Source organism: Scopulibacillus daqui (genome assembly GCF_016908855.1).
In the GTDB taxonomy this organism is placed as follows: Bacteria; Bacillota; Bacilli; order Bacillales; family Sporolactobacillaceae; genus Scopulibacillus_A; species Scopulibacillus_A daqui.
Genome location: NZ_JAFBER010000046.1, coordinates 1 through 2937, shown reverse-complemented (window position 1 = coordinate 2937; position 2937 = coordinate 1). Strand labels below are relative to the sequence as shown.

Genomic DNA, 2937 nt, shown 5'->3' with positions numbered 1-2937 from the left:
CAAGATTGGGCGATTTTTTTGTGTACTTTTTTAAATAAAAAATGAAAAAGGGGCGCCAAAAAGTCAGTTATACTGACTTTTTGGACAGCCCCTTTGCCGTTTTTATAAAAGCTCTTATGTAAAAAAGTGTGTTTGAATATTGTTAACGGGGGCGTTTTGGTTAAGAAGGAAAATCCATTATGGAACACTTGAAGCGTTTCAAAATATACCTTGTTTATGCCGGCAAATTTCAATCTACAACTAAAGCAGGAAAAAAAGTCATAATACAGCCCGATCCCAAATGATGATTGAATATTCTACAATTGATTTACAGTTGAAATAATTGCAAAAAGGATACATGGGAATAAATTCATTTGGAAAGGGGTGTCAAAATAATGATAAAAGGATTGTATGAGGCACATTTGCCGGTCAGTAATCTTTTAAACTCGATTAAATTCTATAAGAAATTAGGATTGAAGATAGCCTATCAAAAAGAAAAATTAGTATTTTTCTGGATAGAAAAGGGACATAGCTGGTTAGGACTCTGGGAAACTGACAAAGTCAAAATTCCATATCATCCCTCAATAAGACATATTGCTTTTAAAATTGATTTCGAAAACCTTAAACAAGCGAAAGAATGGCTAGAGAAAAAAGGGATTCCGGTACGAACATCTTTTCGCTTTTCGCCTGAAAAACAACCTCTTGTATTGCCTAATAATCCACAAGCTCACGGGGCCATTTATTTTGAGGACCCTGATGGAAACTCACTAGAGCTAATTACGCCTTTACGGTTGGATTTTGAAGAAGATTTCGAAATGATGACATTAGATGAATGGTTTAATAGGGGTAAAGTTCATTAAAAATTAATTCTTATTGTATCAAAAAGACGGCTCTCCATTTATAGGGAATCGGTTTTCATTTTTATAAAAAGGTTATCATTCTAGCCCAAGGGAGCGTTTACTCTTGCTAAAAGTGCTTTAATTTTTACTATTTCCTTTTAAAAAATATTGTTGTAGTATGTAGAAAGTAACATCAATTTTGATTTTTGATAAAGTTATGCCTTTAAAATAGTCTAGAAAATAAATAAATATTACTCCTCTACTTACATCAATTTTGGTTCCGGTTCACTAACAGAAATACCTGCTTACACAGTCAAAGTACATACAAATATCCAAGCAATCCGATTATTGGGATCAAACACTCATATAACTTTTTTGAAAGGTGATTATGATGTATATACCTAAGCATTTTAAAATTGATGATGAAGAAGTTATTTATGATTTTATCGAAAAACACGGATTTGCAACCCTATTTTCTCAACACAAAGGAGAGCCCTGCGCTACTCATCTTCCACTGATGTTAAATAAATCTGAAAATGCCTTATATGGCCATTTTGCACGTCCGAACGAACAATGGAAAGATGCTGAAAACCAACAAGTCCTTGCGGTTTTCCAAGGGCCCCACTGTTATATTTCACCTTCCTGGTACGAAACAACTAAAGCAGTGCCTACCTGGAATTATGTATCTATCCATTTATATGGAAAGATGGAGATTGTCGAAGATAGAAAAGTAATATTCGATTCTTTAAATGACTTGGTAAATAAATATGAAAGCCCTGATAGTCTATACCATTTAGATGCTGTTGAACCTCATTTTATCGAAGGAATGAGCAAAGGAATTGTAGCGTTCAGAATAAAAATCACAAAAATTGAAGCAAAAGCTAAATTAAGCCAAAATCATCCTGTGGAACGGCAGAAATTAATTATTAAGCATCTAGAAAGCAGTTCTCAACAAGATCAAATACAAGTAGCAGCCCTTATGAAGAAAAATCTACAAAAATGCAAATTGAACTAAAGAGATTTTACTTTAATAACGATCTTCTACAATCGGGCACTTTTCTATTCAAGCAAAGAAAAATTTTTGGATGTGTCCTATCTTAGATGTCGTGTTAATTTAGATCGTTTGGCATTTCATGTACATTCTCGTCAGCATGTTGATTCTAAGTTAAAGGGTAAAAGGAATGTTATTTAGCTTTTAATTCTAAAACCTTGGCTAAAAACTCAGTCAGCCAAGGTTTATTAATCAAATAAATTTGTTATTTATTATCTTTTTTCTTTCCTGAATTGCTGTTAGGTGAAATTCCTAGATAATTGTATTTCCATATAAATTTTCTTTCATAGGAATCACCATTTGTCAGATCATCGTAATTATAGTCCCGGTACATAATCAAAACGTCTAATATCCCAATCCTCGTCTCGATCAGGATCAACTTTAATTTGCCAAGCGGGGCTGCCTCCTAATCCACATGACTTGCCTTTTGACGGTATTCCGCGGCTTTGCGGCGTAATTCCTGGATCAATTCTTCTGCGACGTTTTGGCCGGCAAACTTTGCGGCGTTTAATTCTTGCTGGTGAGAGAGAAATTGCTGTTTCTTTTCTCCTTCCCAATCCGAACTATAGGTGTTGACGCTTTGTTCATATTGATTTGCTGCCTGGCGAAATGATTCGAGCGCCTGCCGTACATTATCAGTAAAGCCGTCAATGATGCCAGCCTCCAGATTGTATTTGGCCTGTTTGGCTTTTTTCTCAAGCCAATCAATTGGATTGCCCATAGACAACGCCTCCCCTGATTCGCATAAAAACTTCTATTAAAAATTTGACTTCACAGCTTTTCAAACGACTGTTTAACTTTACGAAAAGTGAAACAAATCCTCTTATAAATTATAAACAACTTCTCTCTGAAACGGATGGCCGATAGTAAAATCAATCCTTTATACCCATAGTTCTGAAACGGATTTATCAGTCTATTGTCATGCCGCATAGGACATTTTTATCATTAGAGACTACAAAAAACCCCGCACCATAATATAAAATGTACCCTATAGAGTAGACACATAAAAAAGTCTACCTATAGGGTACTTTTTTATATAATGAATAAATACAACTAGAGAATTAACTT

Annotated in this window: 4 protein-coding genes; 2 read left to right on the top strand and 2 right to left on the bottom strand. The window is 34.5% G+C overall.

All coding sequences use genetic code 11. The features are described from left to right. Window positions 1-374: 374 nt before the first annotated feature. Window positions 375-839 (top strand): VOC family protein, encoded by a 465-nt coding sequence (locus JOD45_RS16135; protein WP_205004929.1) that lies wholly within the window; start codon window positions 375-377, stop codon window positions 837-839. A gap of 370 nt (window positions 840-1209) precedes the next feature. Continuing rightward, on the top strand, window positions 1210-1833 hold the full coding sequence (locus JOD45_RS16130; protein ID WP_205004928.1) for an FMN-binding negative transcriptional regulator: 624 nt from the start codon (window positions 1210-1212) through the stop codon (window positions 1831-1833). A gap of 241 nt (window positions 1834-2074) precedes the next feature. On the opposite strand, the gene JOD45_RS16125 is transcribed toward JOD45_RS16130, so the two are convergent. Together JOD45_RS16125 and JOD45_RS16120 are read right to left on the bottom strand one after the other, a co-directional pair. Beyond that, window positions 2075-2203: an immunity protein YezG family protein gene (locus JOD45_RS16125; RefSeq protein ID WP_205004927.1), complete on the bottom strand. Its 129-nt coding sequence runs from the start codon at window positions 2201-2203 to the stop codon at window positions 2075-2077. Window positions 2204-2275: 72 nt separating this feature from the next. Further along, a complete protein-coding gene (locus tag JOD45_RS16120; RefSeq protein WP_205004926.1) occupies window positions 2276-2590 on the bottom strand; it encodes a WXG100 family type VII secretion target in 315 nt (104 codons plus the stop codon). Window positions 2591-2937 lie beyond the last annotated feature (347 nt).

Bases quoted from the DNA above. Each gene is read 5' to 3' on its own strand.
- JOD45_RS16135 (WP_205004929.1), top strand. From the start codon at position 375: ATGATAAAAGGATTGTATGAGGCACATTTGCCGGTCAGTAATCTTTTA.
- JOD45_RS16130 (WP_205004928.1), top strand. From the start codon at position 1,210: ATGTATATACCTAAGCATTTTAAAATTGATGATGAAGAAGTTATTTAT.
- JOD45_RS16125 (WP_205004927.1), bottom strand. From the start codon at position 2,203: ATGTACCGGGACTATAATTACGATGATCTGACAAATGGTGATTCCTAT.
- JOD45_RS16120 (WP_205004926.1), bottom strand. From the start codon at position 2,590: ATGGGCAATCCAATTGATTGGCTTGAGAAAAAAGCCAAACAGGCCAAA.